General features: G+C 65.5%; 21 protein-coding genes and 1 pseudogene. 14 read left to right on the plus strand and 8 right to left on the minus strand.

Annotated elements, in window-relative coordinates:
- Positions 1-109 precede the first annotated feature (109 nt).
- A complete protein-coding gene (locus tag M3I53_RS04855) occupies positions 110-1,597 on the plus strand; it encodes a PLP-dependent aminotransferase family protein (protein WP_254314824.1) in 1,488 nt (495 codons plus the stop codon).
- Between the two features lie 7 nt (positions 1,598-1,604).
- On the opposite strand, the gene M3I53_RS04860 is transcribed toward M3I53_RS04855, so the two are convergent.
- On the minus strand, positions 1,605-2,543 hold the full coding sequence (locus tag M3I53_RS04860; protein WP_254314825.1) for a LysR family transcriptional regulator: 939 nt from the start codon (positions 2,541-2,543) through the stop codon (positions 1,605-1,607).
- Between the two features lie 110 nt (positions 2,544-2,653).
- On the opposite strand from M3I53_RS04860, the gene M3I53_RS04865 reads away from it, so the two are divergent.
- From M3I53_RS04865 to M3I53_RS04900, 8 genes are all read left to right on the plus strand, one after another.
- On the plus strand, positions 2,654-3,736 hold the full coding sequence (locus M3I53_RS04865; RefSeq protein ID WP_254314826.1) for a tartrate dehydrogenase: 1,083 nt from the start codon (positions 2,654-2,656) through the stop codon (positions 3,734-3,736).
- 127 nt (positions 3,737-3,863) lie between these two features.
- Positions 3,864-5,132, plus strand: coding sequence for an MFS transporter (locus tag M3I53_RS04870; protein WP_302057572.1), 1,269 nt, complete (start codon positions 3,864-3,866; stop codon positions 5,130-5,132).
- A gap of 378 nt (positions 5,133-5,510) precedes the next feature.
- Entirely contained in the window at positions 5,511-5,978 is a 468-nt protein-coding gene (locus M3I53_RS04875; RefSeq protein ID WP_254314828.1) for a FecR domain-containing protein, read from the plus strand.
- Positions 5,975-6,589 (plus strand): OmpA family protein, encoded by a 615-nt coding sequence (locus tag M3I53_RS04880; RefSeq protein ID WP_254314829.1) that lies wholly within the window; start codon positions 5,975-5,977, stop codon positions 6,587-6,589. The genes M3I53_RS04875 and M3I53_RS04880 overlap by 4 nt, the downstream gene beginning before the upstream one ends.
- Positions 6,590-6,631: 42 nt before the next feature.
- Positions 6,632-8,095 (plus strand): CHASE2 domain-containing protein, encoded by a 1,464-nt coding sequence (locus M3I53_RS04885; protein WP_254314830.1) that lies wholly within the window; start codon positions 6,632-6,634, stop codon positions 8,093-8,095.
- Between the two features lie 95 nt (positions 8,096-8,190).
- The gene (locus tag M3I53_RS04890; protein ID WP_254314831.1) at positions 8,191-8,625 is read left to right on the plus strand and encodes a CidA/LrgA family protein; all 435 of its coding nucleotides are present in this window, start codon (positions 8,191-8,193) and stop codon (positions 8,623-8,625) included.
- A 64-nt stretch (positions 8,626-8,689) separates the two neighbouring features.
- The gene (locus tag M3I53_RS04895) at positions 8,690-9,430 is read left to right on the plus strand and encodes an LrgB family protein (protein WP_254314832.1); all 741 of its coding nucleotides are present in this window, start codon (positions 8,690-8,692) and stop codon (positions 9,428-9,430) included.
- Positions 9,431-9,495: 65 nt separating this feature from the next.
- Positions 9,496-9,903 (plus strand): DUF1801 domain-containing protein, encoded by a 408-nt coding sequence (locus M3I53_RS04900; protein ID WP_254314833.1) that lies wholly within the window; start codon positions 9,496-9,498, stop codon positions 9,901-9,903.
- Positions 9,904-9,926: 23 nt separating this feature from the next.
- On the opposite strand, the gene M3I53_RS04905 is transcribed toward M3I53_RS04900, so the two are convergent.
- From M3I53_RS04905 to M3I53_RS04915, 3 genes and pseudogenes are all read right to left on the minus strand, one after another.
- The gene (locus M3I53_RS04905; RefSeq protein ID WP_254314835.1) at positions 9,927-11,036 is read right to left on the minus strand and encodes an aromatic ring-hydroxylating dioxygenase subunit alpha; all 1,110 of its coding nucleotides are present in this window, start codon (positions 11,034-11,036) and stop codon (positions 9,927-9,929) included.
- A gap of 152 nt (positions 11,037-11,188) precedes the next feature.
- Positions 11,189-11,442, minus strand: a pseudogene (locus tag M3I53_RS04910) (LysR family transcriptional regulator); the annotation flags it as partial.
- 30 nt (positions 11,443-11,472) lie between these two features.
- Positions 11,473-12,933 (minus strand): PLP-dependent aminotransferase family protein, encoded by a 1,461-nt coding sequence (locus M3I53_RS04915; protein ID WP_254314837.1) that lies wholly within the window; start codon positions 12,931-12,933, stop codon positions 11,473-11,475.
- A gap of 250 nt (positions 12,934-13,183) precedes the next feature.
- On the opposite strand from M3I53_RS04915, the gene M3I53_RS04920 reads away from it, so the two are divergent.
- From M3I53_RS04920 to M3I53_RS04935, 4 genes are all read left to right on the plus strand, one after another.
- Positions 13,184-14,314 (plus strand): mandelate racemase/muconate lactonizing enzyme family protein, encoded by a 1,131-nt coding sequence (locus tag M3I53_RS04920; protein WP_254314839.1) that lies wholly within the window; start codon positions 13,184-13,186, stop codon positions 14,312-14,314.
- Between the two features lie 83 nt (positions 14,315-14,397).
- Positions 14,398-15,438: an ABC transporter substrate-binding protein gene (locus M3I53_RS04925; protein ID WP_254314841.1), complete on the plus strand. Its 1,041-nt coding sequence runs from the start codon at positions 14,398-14,400 to the stop codon at positions 15,436-15,438.
- An 81-nt stretch (positions 15,439-15,519) separates the two neighbouring features.
- Positions 15,520-16,656: a porin gene (locus M3I53_RS04930; RefSeq protein WP_254314842.1), complete on the plus strand. Its 1,137-nt coding sequence runs from the start codon at positions 15,520-15,522 to the stop codon at positions 16,654-16,656.
- An 82-nt stretch (positions 16,657-16,738) separates the two neighbouring features.
- On the plus strand, positions 16,739-17,659 hold the full coding sequence (locus M3I53_RS04935) for a LysR substrate-binding domain-containing protein (protein WP_254314843.1): 921 nt from the start codon (positions 16,739-16,741) through the stop codon (positions 17,657-17,659).
- Between the two features lie 50 nt (positions 17,660-17,709).
- On the opposite strand, the gene M3I53_RS04940 is transcribed toward M3I53_RS04935, so the two are convergent.
- The 3 genes from M3I53_RS04940 to M3I53_RS04950 form a co-directional block, all read right to left on the minus strand.
- Positions 17,710-18,861, minus strand: a complete 1,152-nt coding sequence (locus M3I53_RS04940) for a hypothetical protein (protein ID WP_254314845.1) — start codon at positions 18,859-18,861, stop codon at positions 17,710-17,712.
- A 566-nt stretch (positions 18,862-19,427) separates the two neighbouring features.
- Positions 19,428-20,897 carry an amidohydrolase family protein gene (locus M3I53_RS04945; RefSeq protein ID WP_254314846.1) on the minus strand — a complete coding sequence of 490 codons (1,470 nt, stop codon included), beginning with the start codon at positions 20,895-20,897 and terminating at the stop codon, positions 19,428-19,430.
- 29 nt (positions 20,898-20,926) lie between these two features.
- On the minus strand, positions 20,927-21,976 hold the full coding sequence (locus M3I53_RS04950; RefSeq protein ID WP_254314847.1) for an AI-2E family transporter: 1,050 nt from the start codon (positions 21,974-21,976) through the stop codon (positions 20,927-20,929).
- 310 nt (positions 21,977-22,286) lie between these two features.
- Between M3I53_RS04950 and M3I53_RS04955 the strand changes: the two genes are divergently transcribed.
- The gene (locus M3I53_RS04955) at positions 22,287-23,372 is read left to right on the plus strand and encodes a S1C family serine protease (RefSeq protein ID WP_375542466.1); all 1,086 of its coding nucleotides are present in this window, start codon (positions 22,287-22,289) and stop codon (positions 23,370-23,372) included.
- A 42-nt stretch (positions 23,373-23,414) separates the two neighbouring features.
- Here M3I53_RS04955 and M3I53_RS04960 read toward each other — a convergent pair whose 3' ends face one another.
- The gene (locus M3I53_RS04960; protein WP_254314849.1) at positions 23,415-24,887 is read right to left on the minus strand and encodes a carboxylesterase; all 1,473 of its coding nucleotides are present in this window, start codon (positions 24,885-24,887) and stop codon (positions 23,415-23,417) included.
- Positions 24,888-24,898: the final 11 nt, after the last annotated feature.

Consider the following 24,898-nt stretch of genomic DNA (forward strand, 5'->3'; position numbering starts at 1 on the left):
CTCGTAAGGTGATGGGTAAGCGCGGCCGATGCCGCCACAGATTCGAGTCTGCCTCAAAAGTGGTTTATTCTGTAGAACCAGTTTATTCATTTTCCAGTGAACCAGAATCATGCCGAGAACCGCGCAGGCCGCAGAGATGCCATCGTTCGGCACGCTGGACCGGGAGGCCGGCAATCTCAGCCGCCAGGTGGCCGAGGCGTTGCGCGAAGCGGTGCGCAAAGGCGATCTGCGGCCCGCCGATGCGCTGCCTTCCACGCGCGCGCTCGCCGCTTCGCTCCAGGTGGCGCGCGGCACGGTGGTCGAGGCGTACGAGCAGCTAATAGCCGAGGGCTTTCTTGAATCGAAGGCCGGAGCCGGTACCCGCGTGGCGCTCGCGCTGGGGGAGCCGCCGCCCGCGCGCGAGCCCCGCGTGGATTCGGGGCAGGCGGCGCAAGCCGGGCTGCCGGAACGCGCCGAAGCGTTCGCCCGGATCGGACGCGAGTTCAAGCCGCTTCCTCCGGTGCCATTTGCCATTTCGGTGCCAACCGGCATGACCGCGCCCGGCGACGTCTGGCGCCGGCTCGGCAACCGCTTGCGCGCGCGAGGGCCCGGCTCGCCGACCGGCTATGCCGACCCGCAAGGCGCCCTGGCGCTGCGCGAAGCGATTGCCGATTATGTGCGCAAGTCCCGCTCGGTGCGCTGCGAAGCGGATCAGGTTATCGTCACGAGCGGCACCCAGCAGGGGCTCTTTCTCGCAAGCCAGGTGCTGCTGGGGCCGCGCGACCAGGCATGGGTCGAGAACCCGGCCTACCGTGGCGTCACCGCCATCCTCGAAAGCCTGCCCCACCGCGACGCCATGGTGCGCGTGAGCGTGGACGCCGAGGGTCTGGACGTCGAGGCCGGCATTCGCCTCGCGCCGAAGGCGCGCGCGGCGTTCGTCACGCCTTCGCATCAATACCCGCTCGGCATGCCGCTTAGCATGGCGCGGCGCGCGGCGTTGCTCGCGTGGGCGCGCGCGGCCCACGCCTGGGTCGTCGAAGACGACTACGACAGCGAGCTGCGCTACGAGGGCTATCCGTTTCCGGCGCTGCAGGGCCTCGCGCCGGATCGCGTGGTGTATCTCGGGACCTTCAGCAAGATCCTGTTTCCCTCACTGCGGCTTGGCTATGTCGTCGTGCCGCCGGGCCTGGTGGATGCGTTCTGCGGCGCGCGCGTGCTCATGGACCGCCATCCGCCAACGGCCGATCAACACGTGCTCGCCGCCTTCATGACCGAGGGGCACCTGGAACGGCACGTCCGCAAGGTGCGCAACGTCTATGCAGAGCAGCGGCTCAGCCTGATCGCAACGCTCGAAGCGCTTTTGCCCCGTGAGCTGGCGTGGATCGAGCCCGGCGATCAGGGCATGCATCTCGTGCTCTGGCTCGCCGCGAGACTGGACGACCACCGGATCGTGAGGCTTGCGGCGCACGAGGGGATCGCGGTGCGCGCCGCGTCGCCCATGTTCGCCGCGGGCACCGCGCGCCCGGGGCTCATCCTGGGCTTTGGCGGCTTTAGCAGCGCGCAAATGAAAGCGGCCGCGCAGCGCCTCGCCGCCGTGATCGCCGCGGCGGCGAAATGAGGCACGGCTAGGCGGTTCGGGCTACTGGATATCGCTGCGACTTGCTCAATTCGATAGCGAGGAAGTCGACGAACGCCCGAATGCGCGTGGAAAGCTGGTGCCGCTGCGCGTACACGGCGTAGATGTCCGCGCCCGGCGTCTCATACTCTGGCAGTACGACCACGAGCCGCCCGTCCGCCAGATACTCGTTGATGTCCCACTCTGCGCGCATCAAAATGCCGTGCCCGTCCAGCGCCCACTTCACGGCAATCTCGCCGTCGTTGGTCGTGAGATTGCCGTTGATCCGGATTGCCTCCGATTTTCGGGCACTGCCGCGCTCGTTAGAAAGCCGCCACACGCCATAAGCTTCGTCGCCCTGGCGAATGCTGATGCAGTTGTGCTTCGCGAGATCGTGCGGCGTGGCGGGCGTGCCCCGGCTCGCGAGATAGGCGGGCGAAGCGCACAGCAAACGCCGGTTCGCCGCTAGACGCCGCGCGATCACGCGCGTATCGGGCGGCTCGCCGAAGCGGATGCAGACATCGTATGAATCTTCCGTGAGCGGCGGCGGCATGACCGAAAGCTGAAGCTGCACGGAAACCTGCGGGTACTGCACGACGAAACGCGAAAGCGCCGGCCCGATATGGCTGCGCCCAAAGCCGAGCGTCGCATTCACGCGCAGCAACCCCTTGGGATGCTTCTTCGAGCCGCCCAGCAGTTCACCCAGCTCGTCGATCTCGTCGAGAATGCGGCGCGCGTGCTCCAGGTACACCTCGCCTTCGGGCGTCAGCATCATGCGGCGGGTCGTGCGGTTCACGAGCGGCACGCCGGCGCGCTCCTCCATTTGCGCTAGCCGCTTGCTCACGGCAGCGGGCGTGAGGCCCAGCTCGCGCGCAGCGGCGCTCAGGCTGCCCGAGGACGCGAGCGTCGAGAAAAAGCCCAGATCGGCGGGTAGAACGGTGTCGGTCACGGTCGCCACTTGTGAATTCAGGTTAAGGATGCTTTGAGTCTAGCACCGGTTTTTGAACCGGGAGTTCGGTAAAGTGAACCCACACTGGCCACACTTCACAGGAACGAGACATGAAGACCTATCGCATCGCGACCATTCCCGGCGACGGCATCGGCAAGGAAGTCGTGCCCGCGGGCAAGGAGGTGCTGGAAGCGCTTGCGAAAACCACGCAGCGCTTCGCGTTCGAATTCGAAAACTTCGACTGGGGCGCCGACTACTACCGCCAGCACGGCGTGATGATGCCGGCCGACGGGCTCGACGCCATCCGCCACAAGGACGCCATTCTGTTCGGCTCCGCGGGCGACCCCGACGTGCCCGACCACATCACGCTCTGGGGCCTGCGCCTGAAGATCTGCCAGGGCCTCGATCAGTACGCGAACGTGCGGCCCACGCGCATCCTGCCCGGCATCGACGCGCCTTTGAAGCGCTGCAAGCCCGAAGACCTCAACTGGGTGATCGTGCGCGAGAACTCCGAAGGCGAGTATTCGGGTGTGGGCGGCCGCGTGCACCAGGGGCATCCGCTCGAAGCCGCAACCGATGTCTCGATCCTCACGCGCGCCGGTGTCGAGCGCATCTTGCGCTTTGCGTTCCGCCTCGCGCAGTCGCGCCCCCGCAAGCTGCTCACGGTCATCACCAAAAGCAACGCGCAACGGCATGCCATGGTGATGTGGGACGAGATCGCGCAGCAGATCTCGAAGGAGTTCCCGGACGTGAAGTGGGACAAGGAACTGGTGGACGCCGCCACGGCGCGCATGGTCAACCGCCCGGCTTCGCTCGATACGATCGTGGCGACCAACCTGCACGCGGATATTCTCAGCGACCTTGCCGCCGCGCTCGCGGGCAGCCTGGGCATTGCGCCGACCGGCAACATCGACCCCGAGCGGCGTTATCCGTCGATGTTCGAGCCGATCCACGGGTCGGCCTTCGACATCATGGGCAAGGGGCTTGCCAATCCCATCGGCACGTTCTGGTCGGTGGTGATGCTGCTCGAGCACCTCGGCGAGACCGAAGCCGCCGCTCATGTGATGCAGGCCATCGAGACCGTGACCGCCAACGCCGCGCTGCACACGGGCGACCTGGGCGGCAAGGCGACCACCGTGCAGGTCACGGCCGCGGTGTGCGAACTCGTCGAGAAGGCGGCCGTCGCTGCCTGAGCGCTACCGCGGCGTTAAAAGCAGACACGGGGCGTGACACAAAAAATACCCGCGCGCCCCCCGCCAAAACCCTCCAGGGAGGAGACACGTGAATTCGGATACCGAAGCAATCGTCACGCGCAAGCTCATGTGGCGCATCATCCCGTTCGTCATGCTGCTCTATTTCGTGAGCTTTCTCGACCGGGTCAACGTGGGCTTCGCGGCAATGACGATGAACAAGGCGATCGGCCTTTCGCCCACGGCGTTCGGCCTGGGCGGCGGCCTCTTCTTCATCGGCTACTTTCTGTTCGAAGTGCCTTCGAACCTCATCTTGCACCGCGTCGGCGCGCGCATCTGGATCGCACGCGTCATGGTCACGTGGGGCATCGTTTCGGCGGCGTCCGCCTTTGTGACCGGCCCCACCAGTTTCTATGCGCTGCGCTTTTTGCTCGGCGTGGCGGAAGCGGGCTTTTTCCCCGGCATCATTCTCTACCTGAGTCTCTGGTTCCCGACGAAGCAGCGGGCGGCAGCCGCCGCATGGTTCATGGCGGCGGCGCCGATTTCGACGGCCCTGGGCTCGCCGATCTCGGGCGCGCTCATGCAATTGCCGACCCTGTTCGGGCTCGCCAACTGGCAGCTGCTCTACGTGATCGAAGCGGTTCCGGCCGTGCTGCTAGGTTTCGTGGTCCTGAAGGTTCTCACCGACGCGCCCTCGAAAGCAAACTGGCTGAAGCCCCAAGAGCGCGACTGGCTCATGACGAAGCTCGCCGAGGAAGCGCGGGCGCGCGAAGGGCACGCAGGCCACACAGCCGGGGCGCTGAGCGCCCTGCGCGACCCACGCGTGCTGGCGCTCGCGCTGATCTACTTCGGCACCTCGGCCGGACTTTACACGCTGGGCCTGTGGGCGCCGCTCATCATCCGGCAATATGGCTTCAGCTCGCTCGAAACCGGGCTGCTCAATGCTATCCCGAGCATCGTGGCGGTCGTCGCCATGATTCTCTGGGCGCGACACTCGGACCGCACGACAGAGCGTACCTGGCACGTCGTGATTCCCTGCGTGCTGGCATGCGTGGGCTTCATCTTCGCGGGTCAGGCCAGCACCGCGCTGATGATCGTGCTGGCGCTCGTGGTGGTCAATGTCGGCATCAGCGCGGCAAAGGCGCCGCTCTGGGCCATGCCCAGCATGTTTCTCTCCGGCGCGGGGGCAGCAGCGGGCATCGCCATGATCAATTCGATCGGCAATCTCGGCGGGTTCGTGGGGCCCGCCGTGATCGGTTGGCTGAAAACGCAGACCGGGAGCTACGCCGCGGGCTTGTATGTCGTCGGCGCCACGCTCGCGCTTTCCGCGGTCGTGACGCTGATGCTCAGCCGCAAGGCGAGCCAGCCGGTGATGGCGCAGGTGAGGCACGACCACTGAAGGGGCAGGCCCTTGCGCGGGCATCGGCCGAGTGCATCAGGCCACGACGAAGAGCGAGAACGCGTAATAGATCGTCCCCCACGAAACGAGTTGTGCCGCCGCCAGCGCCCATGTCCGCGCTGTGGCGTGCGATCCGTGCGGTCTCGCGTTGGTCGATGTCGGCATGAGCATGAAATGTGTCAGCAAACCCGGGCAAGCTCGGGCACGCCGCTCGCAAGTCGGGAACCGGGCCCGTTTTGGCGATTCTGGCGCACGTTGCGTGCGCTTGCACTATGTGCGCTAGCGCACGGAGCAGGCCGCGCGGAGTCACTATCCTCGCCGGGTGCCCGAGAGACCCGGCGCGAGCCCTCACGTTCGTTTCGCCAAACGGTGTCGCCAGTGCGTAGCCAAGCCATCCAATATGCCTTGCTTCTCGCCTGCGGGTGCCCGCCAATCTTCGACGCGCACGCAGCCGATGCAATTGGCATAGTCAAGACGATCAAAGGCGCGGTGCATATCGAGCGTGCGAGTCAGCCGGTCGGCGTCGCTGTAGGCAGTGAGGTGTTCGCGAGCGACCGCGTCCTGACCGGCCCCGCGTCTTCCGTCGGCATCACCCTGCGCGACAACACGCTGCTGACCGAGGGCGCCAACTCCGTTCTCGATCTCAACAAGTTCGCATTCAACACCACCACGTACGACGGCGCGCTCGACGTGAGCATCAAGCGCGGCTCGCTCGCCGTGGTCGACGGCAAGCTCGCAAAAGCCAATCCGGAAGCCGTGCGTTATAGCACGCCCACCACCACGCTCGGCGTACGCGGCACGGAATTCATCATCGAGGTGGGCGGAAGCGCGGAGACCGATCATTGAAGACGACGAACGGCGCACACTGCCTGCCGCAATACATGGCGCTCACGCTGTGCATGAGCCTCTGCGCGTGCAGCACGCCCGACAAGATCACGCTGCTGCCCAATCCGGACGGCAGCGTTGGCAACGTGATCGTGCATAACGGCGGCAAGACACAAGTCATCGACAAGGCCTACACGCGCGCCGATGTTTCGAAAGGCGGCGCAATCGAGCAAACCACCGGCAACAAGGCGGCGGTGGAGGCCCAGTACGGCGACCTGCTGGCTGCTGAGCCGCCCAGGCCCCGAACGTTCACGATCAACTTCGTCTTCGACTCCGCCACGCAGCTTGCGCCCGAGTCCGCGGCCACCGTCGCCGAGTTGAAAAAAATATTGGCGAACTGGCCCGCGCCTCACCTCACGGTGGTCGGGCACACCGATATGGCGGGCTCCCAGGAGTTCAACGACCGGCTTTCCATGCGTCGGGCGCAAAGCGTGGCGTCGTTTCTGGTCAAGTCAGGCATACCCGCGCAGCAGATCGAAGTTGCAGGCAGAGGCAAGCGCGAGCCGCTCGTCCATACCGCGGACGGCGTGCCCAACCAGGCAAACCGTCGCGCGGTCATCACCGTTCAGTAATCCGTATCGATCTGCGATGCGCTTCATCGATCCCATGCCACCATGAAACGCTACCGCAACTCATGCATCGTCTTCCTCAGGCGCATGATGCGGGCGCGCAAAGGGCGCCCCTGGGCGCTCGCGGTGCTCTTGACGCTTCTATTCATCAACCTGTGCAGCGAATGGCCCGGCGATATTGCGCGTCCGGCCTTGCTCGACACGCTCGTCACCGTGTTGCCCGACACCTTCGGCTCGGCGCGCCAGCTTCTTTTCGACCACTACCAGCGTCGCTTTCCGCGTGTGCCGACCACGCAGCCGGTGACCATCATCGAGATCGACGACAAGACGCTCGAATCCTTCGGCCAATGGCCCTGGCCGCGCAACCGCCTCGCCGGGCTCGTCGATGCGATCGAGGCGAACGAACCGCTGGCGATCGGCCTCGACATCTACATGCCCGAGCCCGACCAGACGTCGCCTGGCATCGTGGCCGACAACCTGCCCGCCTCGGAGGCCGCGCTCGCCACGCAACTGCGCGCGCTGCCCAGTCATGAGCGCATTCTCGCGACTGCGCTGCGCGCATCGCCTTCGATCCTCGGCGCAGCGGCCTTCGATTACGCGACCTCGACGACGCGCACCGACATCCTGAGCGCCCCCGTGCTCGTGCACGGCCCGGACGCCCTCGCGAACGTTCACCGCTTCACGTACGTGCTCGCGAGCCTCCCCGAGTTGCAGGGCGCAGCCCACGGCCAGGCCATGCTCAACGTCGCACAGGAACAGGGCACGGTACGGCGCATTCCGCTCGTGCTGGGTCTTGGCGACAAACTCGTGCCGAGCCTGCCCATCGAAATACTGCGCGTGGCCACCGGCTCGCCAGCCATCGAGGTGTACGCGGGCCCATCCGGCGTGCGGGCCGTCGGCGTGGCGGACGTGCGGGTGCCCACGCAACCCGACGGCGATATCTGGCTGCACTTCGCCTCGATTGCGCGCACGCAGCAGCGCTATGTTTCCGCGCGCGACGTTTTGCAAGGCAAGGTCGATGCGAGCCGCATCCGCAACAAGCTGGTTCTCGTGGGCCTCACCGGCACGGGCCTCACCGACATGCGCACGACCGCATTAGGCGAACTGGTGCCCGGCATCGAGATTCAGGCGCAGGTGATCGAAACGATTTTCGAGGGCAGATTCCTGCAGCGCCCGGACTGGCTGATCTGGGGTGAGACGGCTTTCATCCTCGCGCTCGGCCTGTTCTTCATCTGGTATGTGCCGCGCAACGATTCGCGACTTGCCGTCTTCATGCGCACCGTGCCGAAGGCCTCCGCCATCATCGGGCTTACGCTTAACTTGTTGACGCTTTCGATTTGCTTCTTCGTATTCCGTTATTTCGGCTTCCTTGTCGATGCCGCATCGATCTTCATCATTCTTTCCGCGGTCATGGGCAGCTTCTTCACCATCTCCCTCATGGAGCCGGAAGCGCAAAACGCATCCAGCTCCGCCAAGACGCCCGGTTCGGGCGCGACGATCAACACTTAACGATTTCTTCAGTTGCCGTCCATGTTTTCGTTCGCGAGTCGGGCGGATACTGCCGGCGTGTCGCTGCGTTCGTTACGTTCCTTCGGAGCTTGCCGATGCGCCACCCCGCCCCTTCCCCACTGCATGCCCCCGCACCCGTCAAGGCGGACCTGGCCTTCGTGCGCACGTTCGCGCTGCTCGTCGCGCTACAGGGTGTTGGAGAGTTCATCGCGTGGATCGCGCGCGTGCCTGTTCCCGGTCCGGTCATCGGCCTCCTGCTGCTGCTCTGCCTTCTCTCAGCGGCGCCGCGGATCGAGCGCGTCGTGGAAGGTCCCGCACTCGGGTTGCTGAATCATCTTTCGCTCTTGTTCATCCCCGCTGGCGCCGGTGTGTTTGCGCTCGCCAGCGTGTTGAAGGGTCAACTATTCGCGATTGCTGTCGCCATCCTGGTGAGCACGGCGCTTTCGATTGCCGCCGGCGGACTCGTGACTTGCGCGTTGCTCGAAAGAAAGGCGAAACCATCAATGCCGTCCGCGAAGATCGAACCCTGAGCAGTTGCGGCGCATTCGCGCCGGTATGTTCCGCTATGTGCCGCTATGCGCGAGGAGACCCACCATGCCTGACCATGCGGTGCCTGCCTTCATCGGCGCGTGGCTCACGAGTTCGGATGTACCCGCCATCGCCGCGACTATCGGCCTCTATCTGCTCGCCTGCTGGATACACCAGCGCTGCGGCCGCAACCCGTTGGCAAACCCTGTCGCGATCGCGGTCCTGCTGCTCACGGGTCTGCTGAAGTTGGCTGGCATTCCATACCAGGCCTATTTCGAACACGCGCGCTTCATTCATTTTCTGCTCGGACCGGCGATCGTGGCGCTCGCGGTGCCGCTTCATCGTCAACTGCACAAACTGCGCAACGCTTTCGTTCCGCTGGTGTTCGGCCTGCTCGCCGGCAGCTGCGTAGCCGTCGTTTCGGCCCTGGCGATCGCCGTGATGTTCGGCTGCCAGCCCGCAACGGTCGCTTCGCTCGCGCCAAAGTCGGTCACCGCGGCCATCGGCATGCTGATCTCCGCCAAAGTGGGCGGCATGCCCGCGTTGACGGCCGCTATCGTGATCGCCACGGGCATTTCGGGCGCGGTCATGGGGACCTTCATCCTGGGCGTGCTCGGCATCCAGCGTGACGACGCGCGCGGCTTCGCCATCGGCGTGGCCTCGCATGGCATCGGCACGGCCCGGGCTTTCCAGATCAGCGAGGAGGCGGGCGCATTCGCCGGGCTCGGTATGGCGATGAACGGCACGATCTCCGCGCTCGTCCTGCCCTTCGTGCTTCCGATGGTCATTGCCCGCGTCAGGGGGTGACCTCAGTGCTACATTACGATCCTGATTGCCCGACAACAGGAAGTCATGCAAGGCACGGAGCACGAATGGCCCCTTCGGAACGGATAGACCAGCTAATCGCGGAACTCACCGACTGGCGCCGCGAAACTTTCGTCGCGATGCGCGAGGCCATTCTCGCAGCCGACCCGGCGATCGTCGAGGAATGGAAATACATGGGCAGCCCCGTGTGGTACCGCGACGGCATGATCGCCGTGGGCAACGCGCACAAGGGCAAGGTGAAACTCACGTTCCTGTACGGCGCGAGCCTGCCCGACCCGAAGCAGCTGTTCAACGCCGGCCTCGACGGCAACGCGCGACGCGCCATCGACTATCTCGAGGGCGACAAGGTCGACAAGCGCGCGCTGACGGCGCTCATTCGCGCGGCGATCGAATTCAACCAGGGCAAGGCGAAGAAAAAAGCGCCTGCCAAACCGCGCGCCCGCAAAACGGCCTGACGTGCGCGCGAGGCGCTTTCGCCTCAGGCATCGGCTTCGCTCACCTCGCGAATGGGAATCACGCTGCGCGCGCCGCAATCGCGCAGCAGGTCGCGCAATTCGTTGATGACGGGAAACACTTCGTGATTCCAGTCGGCGCCCTGGTTGTCGTGCGCGGCCTGTTCGAGTTCGACGATGGTGCGGTCTTCCTTGAAGATGCGCTCCGTGAACCAGACCAGCAGCGGCCACGCCGCATCGAGCAGGAACGGAATGGCGGGCCGGCGGACCGAAAGGAGTCCGAAAGTCCGGTTCGTGCGCTGGCGCGCGTCGAGCGGCACATAAACGATCCACAGGTCCATGAGCAGCGAGTCGTCGCCCGAGCGAATTTTCAGCGTCTGATACGGATATTCCGTGCGGATCGTCATCACGCTCTGGTCGCTCGGGTCCGCGCGGTTCTTGCTCGCGCCAAACACGAGCGCCTCACCGGCGGGCTGCTTGCCCGCCATGCGCGCGAACGTGTAGTCCACTTCGATGGAACGCTCGCCGCGCCGCCGGCCGAGCGAGCGAGCCCGCATCTGCCCCATCTGCCGGCGGTGCAGAAACTGGTGATTCATATCCATCAGGTTCTCGTGCATGAACGAGTAGTGGCACTTCACCGCGCGCCCGAAGCGGCGCGTCTTGTATGCCTTGTCCGTTACCGAATCCAGCACGGGAAGCGGAGTCTCTTCGGCGAGCGTGGCGTTGCCGGGAAAGACGAAAATCATGCCGTGCGCCTCGCGGCACGGATAGGCGCGCACGCCGTTGGGCAGGCGCTCCCTGCCAAGGTAAGGCACGTCCACGCACTGGCCCGAACAATCGTAGGTCCAGCCGTGGTAGCCGCAGCGAAGCGACTCGCCGTCCACCACGCCCGCATGCAGCGGCACCTGGCGGTGGGCGCAGCGGTCTTCGAGCGCGTGCACCGCACCCGACGCGGTGCGAAAGAGCACGATGGGCTCGCCGGCGAAATGCGTGCCCAGCGTCTTGCCGGGCTTTAGTTCGCGCGACCAGGCGAGCGGATACCAGTGATCGGGATGAATGGGCACTCGGCGCAGGTCGCGCGGTTCTTGCAAATGTGACTCGATCGTGTAGCCGTCGGGGAAAGGCATTGCGCGCATGCGGAGAATCTCCTGGTCGAGTCCTTCACTATCGTCGTTATCGTCGTTCTGGGAAATCAATTATTGGAGGCAAATCTCATGCCCGATCATTCAACGCGAATGGCGCATGGGTGTCGATCAGTGTTTTGCCGGAAAGCACGCGATGATGGCGCCCTGGACTTCGACGATGGGAGGCGCCGGCCGAAAGCCACTTCGAAGTCGTCCGAAAGCCCGATGGAAACCGCGCGCCCATGAAACGTGGTGGCATCGGGCGAGGCGATCGCGAGGCTATGGCGGCAACTGTCGAGCGCTTCGCTGATCACGGGCGTGAGTTCCTCGCAGGCGAGGTCGGCGCGAACCCGCGGCCAGTGCGCACGAACAGCGTGTCGGCATAGAGCGCGCGCAGTCGCCTGAGCGCCGCGCTCAGGTAGCGCCGCGCGAACCTAAACGGGCGCCGTCACGCCGAATAGAGCCCTTCCGGGCCGTTGCGCAGCGTGCGCGCCAGCAGGTCCAGCCCTTCTCGCAGCGCCTCGTGGCTGCGCGCGCCGCCGAGACTCAAGCGCACCGCGTGCGGCGCCGACCCGCGGCCGATCACGAAGCTGTCCGCCGTTTTCGCTAGCACGCCGGCCTGGCGCAGCGCCGCGGAAAATTCGGCGGCCCGCCAGGGCTCGGCGAGCGGCAGCCAGAGGTGCGGGCTCGCCGGATCGGTGCGATACGTCCAGTCCGCCAGCACCTCGGCGGCGATCGCATGGCGCGCGTCCACCTGCGCGCGCTGCTGGGCGACGAGCCGATCGACCTCGCCGTCCACGATCCAGCGCGCCGCGATCTCAGCGGCGAGCGGCGACGTCATCCAGCAGTCGCTGCGTATCACCGCGAGGATCTTGCCGACCCAGTCCTGCGGCGCCTGCACATAGCCCACGCGCAGGCCCGGCGCGACCGCCTTCGAAAGACTGCTGATGACGATGCCATGCTCGGGCAGCCGCGCGGCGAGCGGCGTCGGCGGCGCATCGAGCAACGCGGCGGGCACGAGGTCCTCGATCACGACGAGGTGATGGCGCACCGCGATCTCGGCGATCAGCGCGCGGCGCGCTTCGGAGAGCGTCGCCGTGGTCGGGTTGTGCAGCGTCGGCACGCAAAAGAGCGCGCGCGGCGCAAGCAGCCCGCACGCGCGCTCGAGCGCAGCGGGGACGATGCCCTCTTCGTCGATTTCGATGCCGACGAGATTCAGCCGCAACTGCCGCGCGAGCGCGACGATGCCCGGATAGCTCAACGCCTCGGCGAAGATCGTGTCGCCGGGCCGCAGCACCGCGCGCAACACACAGGCAAGACCGTGCTGCGCGCCCTGCGTCACCAGCACACGCTCGGCGGCCACCGTGCAGCCCATGCGCGCGAGCCAGCGCGCGCCCGCCTCGCGGTGCGAGCGGCGGCCGCCTTCAGGCTGATAAAGAAGCAACTCGCCCGCGAGGCGCTCGTCGGCGGCCAGTTCGCGCAAGGTTTGCGTCAACAGGAAGGCTTCGTCGGTCGGCATCGGCACGTTCTGGCCGAGATCGATCAGGCGTCCCGGCGCATGGACGCCCGGCGCGCCCGGCAGGCCGGCTGAAAGCGCCGCCGCGGCGCGCTCGCTGGACTCGGGCGCGGGGCGCGTGCGGTCCTGGATGCGCGCCCCGTCGGCGTCGGGCTCGGCCACGTAGGTACCGTCGCCCACCCGCGCCACCACCAGTCCGCCGCGCTCCAGTTCGGCATAAGCGCGGCTCACCGTGCCGGTCGTGACGTTGAGCTTCTTCGCGAGCAGCCGGTGCGCGGGCAGCTTTTCTCCGGGCAGCATCTGGCCGCCGTGTATGGCCTGCGAATAGGCCTGGGCGATCGCGCGGTACTTGGGTTCGCTGCTGCGCGAGAGCGTGGGCATCCAGCTATTCATGGTTTTCCCGAAGGAGACAAGCACGCCGCGGCACGGCGCGACGGCTGCGTCATTATCGCGCCCAATTCGCGGAAATGAAGGCTGTCATTTACTTCAATTGACTTCATTGAGTGCACCAAATTGACCCTCTAGGATGCCGTAACGCCTGACAAGGCCAAGGAGACAGTGGCCCGCCCCACGGCGCGCGGCATGCGTATCTTCAGACGTAAGCCACGCAATGCTGCGCGCCCAAGGCGGCGCCCCAAGCGCCATGACGAACCGCATCGCACGCATCACCATGAGCCAGCACCGGCTGCCGCTCGACCCACCGTTCCCCGCCTCGTGGGACAGTCGTCCGCGGCGCGCCTTCCCCGCAACGATCGTGCGCGTGGAAGACGACGAAGGCCGCGTGGGCTTCGGCTCCGGCGACGCGATGTACGGCTTCGACGACTACCGCGACCTCTTTATCGGCGCCGACCCGCTCGACCTCGCGCGGCACTCGGCAGTGCTCGAAAACCTCAGCTTCCACGCGGGCCGGCTCTGGCCACTCGACGTCGCGCTCTGGGACCTCGTCGGGAAAATTCGCGGCGAGCCGTGCTGGCAAATGGCCGGCGGCCGATCGAAGCGCGTGCGGGCCTATGCGTCCTCGGGCGTGCATCGCACGCTCGAAGGCATGGCGCAGTGGGCCGAGCATGCCGTCGCGCGTGGCTTCCCGGCGCTCAAGGTGCGCTTCGGCCGCCCGACTCTCGCCGACGATCTCGCCGCGCTCGCCGCCGTGCGCGAAGCCGCAGGCGAGAACATCGAACTGATGGTGGATTGCAACCAGGGCTGGCGCATGCCGTGGGACACCCAGGCGCCGTGGCGCGCCGACGAAGCGCTCGCCGTGATTCGCCAGATCGAAAAGCATCGCGTGTACTGGGTCGAGGAACCGCTGCATCGCGGCGACTACGCGGGCCACGCGCAGTTGCGCAAACAAACGGAAGTGCGGATTGCAGGCGGCGAGATGACACGCGACGCGCACGAATTCGCGGCGCTCCTCGCGCATGACTGCCTCGACGTTTATCAACCCGATGTCGTCTGCACGCTCGGCATGGAAGGCGCGCGGCGGCTCGCGGCGCAAATCGAGGCGCACGGCAAGGTCTTCACGCCGCATACGTGGGGCAACGGCATTGGCCTCGCGGCGAACCTGCATGTCGTGGCAGGCGCTGCGCACGCGCCGTTCGTCGAGTTTCCGTACGACCCGCCCGAATGGACGCCGGCGCGGCGCGACTTCCCGATCAAGCGCGTGATCGACGTGGACGCGAATGGCTGGATCGAGCTAAGCGATGCACCGGGCCTTGGCATCGAACTCGACGAAGCCATGCTCGCAGCGACACGCGCACACGACAGCCGTTACGACTGAAACCGCATTGGGCCGCAGCAACGAACGAGATGCCAGCCCCATCTGAAGCATTCCGAAACATTTCAATAAGACGGAGACACACAATGAAACGCCTGACCACCCTCCTGCGCGCAGCCTGCCTGGCAGCGCCGCTCGCCCTCGCCGCGTTGCCGGCGCACGCCGCCGGCACCTGGTGCAGCGCAGGCAAGCCCGTGCGCTTCGCGGGCGTCACATGGGAAAGCGGCAACTTTACGAGCGAGGTGCTGCGCTACATCGTCAAGAACGGCTATGGCTGCCAGACCGACACGGTGCCCGGCAGCACGGCGGCCACCGAAACGGCGCTCTCGCGCAACGATCTGCAGATCTGGTCCGAGCAGTGGACGGGCCGCTCGGAGATCATCGCGGGCGCGGTCAAGGCGGGTTCGGTCAAGCTCGTGGGCGACACTCTGCCGGGCGGCACGAAGGAAGGCTGGTACGTGCCCGACTACGTGGTGCACGGCGACGCGAAGCGCGGCATCAAGGCCAGCGCGCCCGACCTTCAGTCCGTGAGCGATCTGCCTAAATACAAGGGTCTTTTCGTGGACGACGAGGAACCGGATCGCGGCCGCTTCCTCAACTGCCCCTCGGGCTGGGACTGCGAACGCGTGAATACGCGCTTGCTCAAGCTGCTCAAGCTCGACGACACCTACACGAACTTCCGCCCCGGCACCGGCGCGGCGCTCGACGCGGCCATCTCCTCGGCCTACGCGCGCGGCAAGCCGATTCTCACCTACTACTGGGAGCCGGCCGCGCTGATGGCGAAGTACAAGTTCGTTCAGCTCAAGATGCCGCCGTTCAACGAAGCGTGCTGGAAGACGCTGCGCGACGCCAACAGCGCACAGCCTTGCGCCTCTTCGTATCTGGTCTCGCAGCTGAAGATCGGCGTTTCGACGCCGTTCTATCAGGCCGAGCCCGACGTGATGGCGTTCTTCTCGAAGGTGAACTTTCCCATCGACTTCCTGAACACGACGATTCTCGACATGACCGAGCATAAGGTCGATGCCCAGGACGAAGCGCTCAAGTTCCTCAAGCAGCACCCCGAAATGTGGAAGACCTGGGTGCCCGACGATGTCGCGCAGAAGGTGCAAAAATCGCTTGGCGCGTAAGCGCGATGCGCCGCACGAGATAGACGATTCCAACGAGAAAAGCCGGGCCGCGCAACGCGGCTCCATGATAAGGAGACTTAAATGAAGAAGAAGATTCTTGCGGCGCTGCCGCTGGCGCTCGCCGCGGCGGGCGTGCACGCGCAAAGCAGCGTGACACTGTACGGCCTCGTCGACCTCGGCGTGGACTACGCCAGCAACGTGGCGAACGGCGCGAACGGCCACCTCGTGCCGGGCACCGGCAGCAAGCTCGTGCAGATGCAAAGCGGCGTGCCCGCCGGCAGCCGCTGGGGTCTGCGCGGCACCGAAGACCTGGGCGGCGGCTACGCCGCGATCTTCCGGCTCGAAAGCGGCTTCAATGCGGCGACGGGCGGCCTGGGCGGCGGTCTCGCGTTTTCGCGCAACGCCTATGTCGGCTTCAAGTCGGATCAATACGGCCAGATCACCTTCGGCAAGCAATGGGACGCCACCGTCGATCTGATCGAGCCGTTTTCGCTCAACGGCAACTACGGCGGCTGGTATTTCGCCCACCCGAACGACATGGACAACCTCGACAACGGGTTCCCGGTCAACAATGCCGTGAAATACGTGAGCCCGGTGCTCGCCGGCTTCCAGTTCGAAGGCCACTATTCGTTCGGCGGCCAGGCGGGCCAGTTCTCGAACAACGCTTCGTATAGCGCGGCAGCGGCCTACACGGTCGGCTCCTTCAGCGCGGGCGTAGGCTACCTGCGCGTCAACGATCCCATCACCGCGGTGGCCGGTTATGGCAGCGGCGGCAGCTTCGTGAACTCGATCTTCGGCGACGCGCTCGCCAACGCGCGCTACCAGGGCATCCTTTCGGCTGGCGCGTCGTATGTGATCGGCAGCCTCAAGCTGATGACGAACTACTCGAACGTAGACTTCGCCTCGGCCACCGGCAGCGGCGACCTGCACTTCCAGAATTTCGAAGTGGCCGGCACCTATGCCGTGACGCCCGCCTTCACCGTGGGTGCGGGCTACACCTACACGGTGGGCCAGGACCACGCCACCGACAGCTCGCCGAAGTATCATCAGGTCAATCTGATCGGCCAGTACGCGCTGTCCAAACGCACGTCGCTCTACGCGATGGGCGTGTACCAGCACGCGGCGGGCTCGGCGGAAAACGCGCAGATCACGGGCTTCAATCCCTCGGGCACCGATAATCAGGCTGTCGCCCGCGTGGGTATCACGCACGCGTTCTGACGTTTTTCACGTAGTCCTTATCACTGAAAAAAGCGCCGGCGCGAATGACAATGCGCCGGCGCTCCTGCATCGCGAGGCTTGCATGCGCCGCCTACCCTCTTTATCGGCACTGCGTTCATTCGAGGAGGCGAGCCGCACGCTCAGCTTCACCAGGGCAGCGCAAAACCTGCACGTGACCCAGGGGGCGATCAGCCGTCAGATTCGCCTGCTCGAAGACTATCTCGGCACGCCGCTCTTCATGCGGCATCATCACCGGCTCGAAATCACGGCCGCGGGAAAGCGTCTGCTGCCCACGCTGCAAGCCGCGTTCGACAGCATCGCCCATACGCTCGACACGATCCGGGCCGATCCGTCGAACAGCCTGCTCAGTCTGAACGCCGCGCCCACGCTCGCCACGCGCTGGCTCACGCCGCGCCTGCGCGACTTCCAGGTGCGCCACCCCGACTTGCGCATCTCCATCACCAACGAATATGGGCCGCTGCACGGCACGGAGCGCAACGAAGATTGCCAGATCCGCTTCGGCATGGAACCGCTGCCGGGCGGGCAGAGCACGCTGCTCATGCGCGAGCGCCACGTGCTGGTCGGCTCGGCGCGCGAGTTCAGCCAACCGGCCGCCGACCGAGACGCGCTGCGCGAGATACTCGCGCAGCACCCGTGGCTCTATATCCTCGACATCGACCGCCGCCTGCTGGTCTGGGAAGCGTGGCTCGAAGCAGCGGCACTCGACGTGCAGATGGCGCCGCGCGGAGAACTGGAATTCAGCACGCTCGATCAGGTGATTCACGCGGCAGTGGCCGGTCTGGGCATTGCCGTTGCCGACCGGCACATGATCGCGCCCGAACTGGAGAACGGCACGCTCGTGCAGTTGAGCGAGGTGGAAGTGATGGGGCCTTCGGGATACTGGCTCGACGTGCGGCCCGAAGTGCAGGAAACACTACGCGTGCGCAACTTCAGCAACTGGCTGGTCGAGCACCATAGCGAGCGGGACAGCCAGCAGCGCTAGCGCGGGTGCGTGACTGGCGTCACGCACCCGCGTCTGCGCTTTGGACATCGTCAGTTGGGATCGATCGGCGGTCCGGGCGGTCCCGAGTCCACCTGCCTCATCGTGGCAGCGGGCGGTCCTGCGCCCTGTGCCATGTTGCGCGCCCCCTGAGCCGCGATCGAACGCGAGAGGATCTCCCGTGCTTCGCCGCTCGACGAATCGACGGTCAGTGCATGCCCCGCGTTATGCCAGGCGCACACCCACCGCCCATCGCGTGCGCAAAGCCGCGCATAGCCGAGCAACGAATCGCGCTGATCTTCGCGCGACGTCAATTCGGCCTGCATTTGCAGCGCGGAGCCGTTGCCCGGTTGTGCCGTGAGCGCGGAATTGATCGCGCTGCGCGCGGGCCCAAGGCTGTTCCGGTCGAGGCTCGCGCGCGCACTCGCCAGATCTCTCGAGACGTCGGCCCGTGAATCGGCGGCGGTCTTCGCTGCGGCGACCTTCTCTGCGTTGGCCTTCGCGGCCGCGACCTTCTCCGCATTAGCCTTATCTGCCTTGACCTTCGCTGCAGCTAAAGCACGATCCGCGGCGGCGCTCTTTCGTGCGGCAACGCTCGGCGGTACCGTCTCCGCACGTACCGTCGCGGTACGCGGCGGCTGCGCTTGAGCGGGTGTCAGCTGCGGCGCCGGCGCGACATGGGCCACCACGGGCGGCGGCGCTGTATTAACAGGAGGCGGCATCACGTTCGCGACCGCAGGCGGCGGCGCACTGGCAACCGGAGCAGATGGCGCGCTGGCCACCGGAGGCGGCAATTGCGCGACGGCTGCGGGCGGCGCGCTGCGCGCCGTGTGCGGCTTCGTGTCGTGCGCGGTCGATGTGGCCTTGGGGCCGAGGATCGCACCCTCCACGATCTGTGCGCCCAGGGTCGGCTCCCGCTCGGTCCTGTGCGAAATCATGTACGCGGTCAGCAGGAACGCGATCGACACGACGCTGCCAATCGCATAGAAAGGCGTCCACGAGCGTGGCGCCCGAGGCGTCTCGTCGCGCGGCTCGTAATCGCTGTCGCGCGGCACGCCACCACTGAAACTGAATGCAGAAGGGTTCCACTCCGTGCGCGCATGGCGCGCGAAACCATCGTGCCATTCGGGCGCCGCGGTTTCGCTAGCCGGCGACATGCGCGGGCTGGAGGAAGGCTGCTTCGCGCCGCACTGAGGGCAGATCATCAGTGGCGCATTAAAACCGGTCCCGCAGTATGGACATCCCCACGGACCAGACTTGGATCGGCCAGGTTCGTTGAACATTGCAGGCATGGAGGCTTTGACAGGATGGTTTCGGGTTTGCTACCGGCGGCTGGTGCGCGTCGCAGCGGAGGCTGCCAGGCGGCTCGGATTCGAAGTATTCGCTGTAGTCCCTACTGTATTTCGCGGATCGTTGGGCGGTTGTAACAAATAGTCGTTTTGAATATGGGCCACTTCGGCGCGAAGATCAACCGGCAGAATCGGCCAGATGGCGGAAATGGACAGGCTGGATTTCGACCCCCGCTGGAGGTTCCAGGGGCGTGCCATGATGGCTGCGCCGCGCAGGCAAATGGGCCCGATTGATGCGTCCCCACGCCGTGACATCTTGATACAGAAATCGTGTGGCTGACTGTGGCTGATACGCCATGAGTGCAGCGGTCGGAATGCCTGGGCGGGCTGTTTGGCCATCGATTTGCGTGCCAAATCGCAGCGCGACGCCCTTTTTGTTTCAGGGCATGGGTGACGCCGCCGCGAGCCCGCGCCCCGCAGCGTCACGCCTTCAACGCATCCTTGTAGACGCGCCCATCCTTCATGATCAGGCTCAGGCTCTGATCGGGGTTGGCCAGCAGCGTCATGTCCTGGAGCGGATCGCCCGCCACGACCAGCAGATCCGCGTATGCGCCCTCTTCCAGCACGCCGAGCTTGTGCGGATAGGGATTGCGCTCGCCCGCCAGCGCGAGCAATTGCCCGTTCGTGGCAGTGGCAATGCGCAACGCCTCGGCATTCGAGTACCAGCGCGTCATGTGCCCGAGCATCGTGCCCTGGCGGGTGGCCAGCGCCTGCGAAAAAATCAGGTCCGTGCCGAACGCCACCTTGAGCCCATGCTTGTGCGCGAGCTTGTACATGTTGTCGGTCCCGGCTGTCACCTCGAGAAACTTCTCGCGGCTCGACGGCGCCAACGGCGCCACATCCTCTTCGCTGGTAAACGGTTGCGTGCTCAACCATGTGCCGTTCTTCGCCAGGACTTCGGCAGTCCGGTCGTCGATGAGGTGCCCATGCTCGACGCATTGCACGCCGGCAGCAACCGAGCGCTTCACCGATTCCGGCGTATAGGCGTGCACGGCCACATAGGTGCCCCAGTCGGACGCCGTTTCCACCGCAGCTCTAAGTTGCGGCTCGGTGAACGTGAGCATGTCGAGCGGACTGCGCGGCGTGGAGACGCCGCCACAGCCGACAAGCTTGATCTGCGTGGCGCCCATCATGAACTGTTCGCGTACACGCAGGCGCACTTCGTCGGCCGAGTCGGCAATGGCGGCAGCGCCGGTGCGTTCGATCTCGCTGATCTGGCTGCTCGTGCGCGGCACGTCGGTCAGCAGACGAAAGTCTCCGTGGCCGCCCGTCGTGGTGATCATCGCGCCGCAGGGGTAAATGCGCGGGCCGCTCAGCATGCCGGCGTCGATGGCCTGCTTCAGGGCGAACGCGGGACCGCCCACGTCGCGAATCGTCGTGAATCCGCGCAAGAGCGTGCGCTGGGCCTCCGCGCCCGCGGCCAGGTAGACGAAACTCAGGTCGGACTGGAGGATGGTCGCGATCGGAACCGCAGCAAGAAGCGAATGCCAGTGCATGTCGATGAGGCCCGGCATCATTACTTTTCCGCCGCAGTCGATCACGCGCCCGCCCGACGCGTTCTGCGCGTCAGGCGAGCCCCGCCGCAACTGCGAGATGCGGCCGCCGTCGACGACGAGGTACATGCCGTCCTGCAGCGCCGCGGACTTCCCGTCGAACAGGCGGAAATTCGTGAATGTGGTGGACGGGGCGGGGGCCGCGGGGCCGGGCTGCTGCGCGCTGCTGAACTCGGGCAGCACCGCGCCCAACAGGGATGCGCCCATGCCGATCAGGAAGCCGCGCCGGGCCAGATCGGCGCTGATGCGGCGACTGGCGAACTCCGCGAGCGCCTTGTCGCCCAGGCAGGCGGTGACTGGGCGGATTGCGTTGCCGCGGCGGTTGATTCTGGAAGCCATAGATCACCTGTGAAAGTGTATGTCACGCTTTATTCTGCACGCCTGACTACATCGTCCTTCGTCAACAGCAGCGCCAGCGGCCGTGTGGAGCTGAACGCAGAGAAGATGATCGTGAGCGCCACGGTTCCCGGCACGGCGAGAAAAGCGCCGGGTATGCCCCAGAGCGCCGTCCATGTGGCGAGGCTCATCAGGATGACCGCGGGGCTCAGGTTCAGCGATCCCGCCATCAGCCACGGATCGAGCACATTGCCCATCACGAAGTTGATCGCCGAAAGCGCAATGAGCAACGTGATCGATTCGTTCCACTGGCCGAACTGCAGTGCGGCGAGCAAGGCCGGAAGCGCCACGGAAATGAGCGACCCCGCATACGGCACGAAGTTGAGCAGCACGATGAGCACGGCGAGCAGCGGCGCGAACTCCAGCCCGACCAGATGCATGCAGACCCAGCTGAGAATGCCGAGCACCACGCCGAGCAGCGCTTTCAACGCCAGATACGTGCCGATCTTCGAATTGATGGCGTCGATCACGGGCTCCATGTCCGCCTTGCCGCGCATGACCGCGGAGAGCTTGCGGCGGAACCGCCCCATCTCGACCATGAAAAACGCCGTGTACAGCAGAACGACGAGCGTCGTTGCCATGAGCGAAGAGAGCGAGCCGAGCAGCGAGGTCAGCAGCGACTGGACGTTGACGGTCGCGAGCAGCTCGCGGCGAAACGCTGTCCACGAAGCCTCCGTTTCCAGATGAAACAGCGCAGCGATTTTCGTGAGCAACGCGAGCAGCGTGGCTTCGTATTTCGGCGCCACGGCGAGCATGCGATCGGTGTCGGATAGCAGCAGTTCGGTCGCGAGCCACGCGGCCGCGAGTATGAGCGCGGCGGCGCTCCAGTAGCGCACGCCCGCGCGAATGCGCGTGCCCACGTGCGGCACGCGCCGCAGGATTTCCGCGAGCCCGTAGATCACATACGACGTGATGATCGCGAATGCGATCGGCACCAGCACCGGGCGCCCGATATACAGCACCCACCCCGTGATGACGGCGATGACGACCACGCAGGTGAACGTGACGAGATCCTGTTTCATGGAGAAGCTTTGGATGACGAACCACGTTACGGTGATGAGACGTTTGCAAGCCATCAACGCCCCGCCGCGTTTATCCGGCCCTCAATAAAACGCCTTCGGGGCGCGATCGGTGCCACTTCGCAAGACTAGCCGCTTTGAAAAAGACGTGCGCGCTGGCTGGCGAGGAATCCGAACAACCGCGCCGCGGCTTTTCGTTGCGCGCACATCGACTCCTCGAGCGGTCAAAAGATCTCCCCTGCATTTAAGTCACGTTTAAGCAGCAAAAAGTACCTTACGCGCACCTTCACCAATCTCTTCCAAGACCATAGCAATGAGTACCATCAAATATCGGCGCCGGGGCCTGATCGCCGGTGTAGCGGTGGCGCTTGCCGGCGCCTGGGTCGTCAGCCACGAGCACGCCAGCGCGGACGAAAGCCGCCTCACGAAAACGACGTTGTCGGCACCCGTGTCGAAGGCAGACGAAGTCAGGGGCTCGGCGCCGAACTTCTCGGCGATCGTCGCGCAATACGGTCCGGCTGTGGTCCACGTCGAGGTCGTCAAGGAAAACCCCGACTCCGAAGACGGTCATTCGGGCGCGCTGGGTTCGGGCTTCATCGTGAGCCAGGACGGCTACATCCTGACGAACAATCACGTTGTGGAAGGCGCCGACGACGTGACGGTCAAGCTCACCGACGGCCGCAAGTTCCCCGCACGCGTGATCGGCACCGACAAGGCCGGCGACGTGGCCGTGCTGAAAATCTCCGGCACGGGCTTCCCGACGGTGAAGATCGGCGATCCGGCGAACAGCAAGGTCGGCGACTGGGTCGTCGCGATCGGTTCGCCCTATGGTCTCGACAACACCGTGACCTCGGGCATCATCAGCGCGAAGTCGCGCCAGCTCTCGGAAGATAGCCCGACGCACCTGATCCAGACCGACGTGCCCGTCAACCCGGGCAATTCGGGCGGCCCGCTCTTCAACCTGAACGGTGAAGTCATCGGCATCAATTCGATGATCTATTCGCGCACGGGCGGCTTCCAGGGCCTCTCGTTCGCGATTCCGATCGACGAAGCCATGCACATGAAGGATCAGATCGTGCAGGGCGGCGGCCACGGCAATGGCACCACGCTGGCCCGCAATGCGCACCCGCGTCTGGGCGTGGCCGTGCGCGCGCTCAGCGGCGACGAAGCGCAGCAGATCGGCGTGGACGGCGGCGTGCTCGTCGTAAAGGCAGGCGGTGCGGCAAAGGCGGCCGGCATCAGCGCCGGCGACGTGATCATCGCGGTCAACGGCATCGAGGTGGACAACGTCGAGCAGCTGCAAAGCATGATCGCGCGGGCGCGCAGCAACGTGTCGATCGTCGTGGCCCGCGACGGCGAGCAAATGACCGCGCAGGTCGAGCTCGCGCCGCGCGCATAAGGCCTTGGCCGGGCCCGGGCCTGGCGCGCGCTCATCACGCGCTCACGGCCCATGGCTCGCCAGGTAGTCGATACGCTCGACGATGTAGTCGTAGAAGGGGTTCCACGAGAGCCGTGTGAGAAGCCCTGCCCCCACGATCAGCGCCCCGGTTTCGCCGCGTACGGACTGGGCGCCCAGGTGGATGCCCAGGTCGTCGCTGGGATCGGGGTTGCGGCCGTACAGCGAATCGGTCACCGGAAACGGCAAGGCCACGTGTGAAAGCGAATAGACATCGAGCGGATAGTCGAGCCCTGTGGGTTCGACTTTCGCCGTTGTCTCATTCGGCGCCGTGCTTTCTTCGACCACTTGCGGCGATGTCGCGGAGGCGTTGGTGAGCACGGTCAGGCGGTAACGCAGCGGCGGCACGGGCGCAATTCGGCGCAACGCGTCACGCATCGAAGCGCGCAGCAGCGGGCTCCATTGCGCCGTGCGGTTGATGTCGAACAGCACGAGCTCGCTGCCGTTGGCAGGCAGTTGCGCGTACAGCGAACTGACGATCGCGCTCGTGCTCACCGTGAAGTCGAGCACGGACTGGAACGTGAGCGTGGGCGGCAGCGCCGCCAGTTTGCCGTTGCGCGCCGCGTCCGCCACTTCCTGCTGGATCTTGCGCGTGACGCGCCACGACTGGCGTGCGCCGTTCACCGGAAACGAGTTGTACTTGAACGGGTTGAATTCCGGCACGATGTCGAGCCACGCGGCTTTCGCAAACGCCGGCAGGATCGCAGGCAGCGCCGCGAGCCCCGCAAAGCGCGCGAAACGCGTAATGCCGATCATCGGCGAAAGCAGGATCAGGCGGTCCGCTTTCGGCAGGCTCGGGTCGTCCAGCGCCTCGAGCGAGTATTGCAGTGCGAGCGCGCCGCCGTTCGAAAAACCCACGATATGCAGCGGCGCAGGCGCCGGCACGAGGCGCCGCGCTTCGCGCACGGCAAGGCGCGTCGCCGCCTCCCAGTCTTCCGCCGTCACTTCGGTCAGCCCCGAGGGCACGGTGCCGTGCCCCGGCAAGCGCACCGCCACTACCGCGAAGCCATCTTGCTGATAGCGCTGCGCGATGTGCCGCAGGCTATAGGGAGAATCGGTCAGCCCATGCAGCATCACGGCCACGCCGCGCGGCGCGCCTTGCGGCATGAGCGTGTACGAGCGGTTCCAGTCGGTGCGAAAGTGCCCGGGATAAATCGGACTGCCCGAGAAGTAACGATTGGCGGGAATGCGTTCGTCTGCCGGCAGCTTGTCGGTCACGTTCTTCTTCACCGAGTCGAACAGGCGGTTCTCGTTGGCGAGGTATTCCTCCCACGTCGCATGATCGATGTCGTGCGCGTGCATGTCTTCCGGCACATAGGTGTGCCACAGGCTCAACGGCGCCTTGCGCTGCGCGTCGTAGAACCGGACGCCGGCGATGCACAAGAATGCGATCAGCACGAAAAGGGCAACCCGCTTGATCCAGCGAAGGAGCCACGCTCTCGTCAAGAAATTCGCCATGTCCGGTCAAT

Origin of the sequence: Paraburkholderia sp. CNPSo 3272 (assembly GCF_024206495.1) — a bacterium.
Lineage (GTDB): Bacteria > Pseudomonadota > Gammaproteobacteria > Burkholderiales > Burkholderiaceae > Paraburkholderia.

What these genes read in the sequence shown, in the direction of transcription:
- M3I53_RS04855 (WP_254314824.1), top strand. Translation starts at nt 110, where the DNA reads ATGCCGAGAACCGCGCAGGCCGCAGAGATGCCATCGTTCGGCACGCTG.
- M3I53_RS04865 (WP_254314826.1), top strand. Translation starts at nt 2,654, where the DNA reads ATGAAGACCTATCGCATCGCGACCATTCCCGGCGACGGCATCGGCAAG.
- M3I53_RS04870 (WP_302057572.1), top strand. Translation starts at nt 3,864, where the DNA reads ATGTGGCGCATCATCCCGTTCGTCATGCTGCTCTATTTCGTGAGCTTT.
- M3I53_RS04885 (WP_254314830.1), top strand. Translation starts at nt 6,632, where the DNA reads ATGAAACGCTACCGCAACTCATGCATCGTCTTCCTCAGGCGCATGATG.
- M3I53_RS04890 (WP_254314831.1), top strand. Translation starts at nt 8,191, where the DNA reads ATGCGCCACCCCGCCCCTTCCCCACTGCATGCCCCCGCACCCGTCAAG.
- M3I53_RS04895 (WP_254314832.1), top strand. Translation starts at nt 8,690, where the DNA reads ATGCCTGACCATGCGGTGCCTGCCTTCATCGGCGCGTGGCTCACGAGT.
- M3I53_RS04900 (WP_254314833.1), top strand. Translation starts at nt 9,496, where the DNA reads ATGGCCCCTTCGGAACGGATAGACCAGCTAATCGCGGAACTCACCGAC.
- M3I53_RS04905 (WP_254314835.1), bottom strand. Translation starts at nt 11,036, where the DNA reads ATGCGCGCAATGCCTTTCCCCGACGGCTACACGATCGAGTCACATTTG.
- M3I53_RS04915 (WP_254314837.1), bottom strand. Translation starts at nt 12,933, where the DNA reads ATGAATAGCTGGATGCCCACGCTCTCGCGCAGCAGCGAACCCAAGTAC.
- M3I53_RS04920 (WP_254314839.1), top strand. Translation starts at nt 13,184, where the DNA reads ATGACGAACCGCATCGCACGCATCACCATGAGCCAGCACCGGCTGCCG.
- M3I53_RS04925 (WP_254314841.1), top strand. Translation starts at nt 14,398, where the DNA reads ATGAAACGCCTGACCACCCTCCTGCGCGCAGCCTGCCTGGCAGCGCCG.
- M3I53_RS04930 (WP_254314842.1), top strand. Translation starts at nt 15,520, where the DNA reads ATGAAGAAGAAGATTCTTGCGGCGCTGCCGCTGGCGCTCGCCGCGGCG.
- M3I53_RS04935 (WP_254314843.1), top strand. Translation starts at nt 16,739, where the DNA reads ATGCGCCGCCTACCCTCTTTATCGGCACTGCGTTCATTCGAGGAGGCG.
- M3I53_RS04940 (WP_254314845.1), bottom strand. Translation starts at nt 18,861, where the DNA reads ATGATCTGCCCTCAGTGCGGCGCGAAGCAGCCTTCCTCCAGCCCGCGC.
- M3I53_RS04945 (WP_254314846.1), bottom strand. Translation starts at nt 20,897, where the DNA reads ATGGCTTCCAGAATCAACCGCCGCGGCAACGCAATCCGCCCAGTCACC.
- M3I53_RS04950 (WP_254314847.1), bottom strand. Translation starts at nt 21,976, where the DNA reads ATGAAACAGGATCTCGTCACGTTCACCTGCGTGGTCGTCATCGCCGTC.
- M3I53_RS04955 (WP_375542466.1), top strand. Translation starts at nt 22,287, where the DNA reads ATGAGTACCATCAAATATCGGCGCCGGGGCCTGATCGCCGGTGTAGCG.
- M3I53_RS04960 (WP_254314849.1), bottom strand. Translation starts at nt 24,887, where the DNA reads ATGGCGAATTTCTTGACGAGAGCGTGGCTCCTTCGCTGGATCAAGCGG.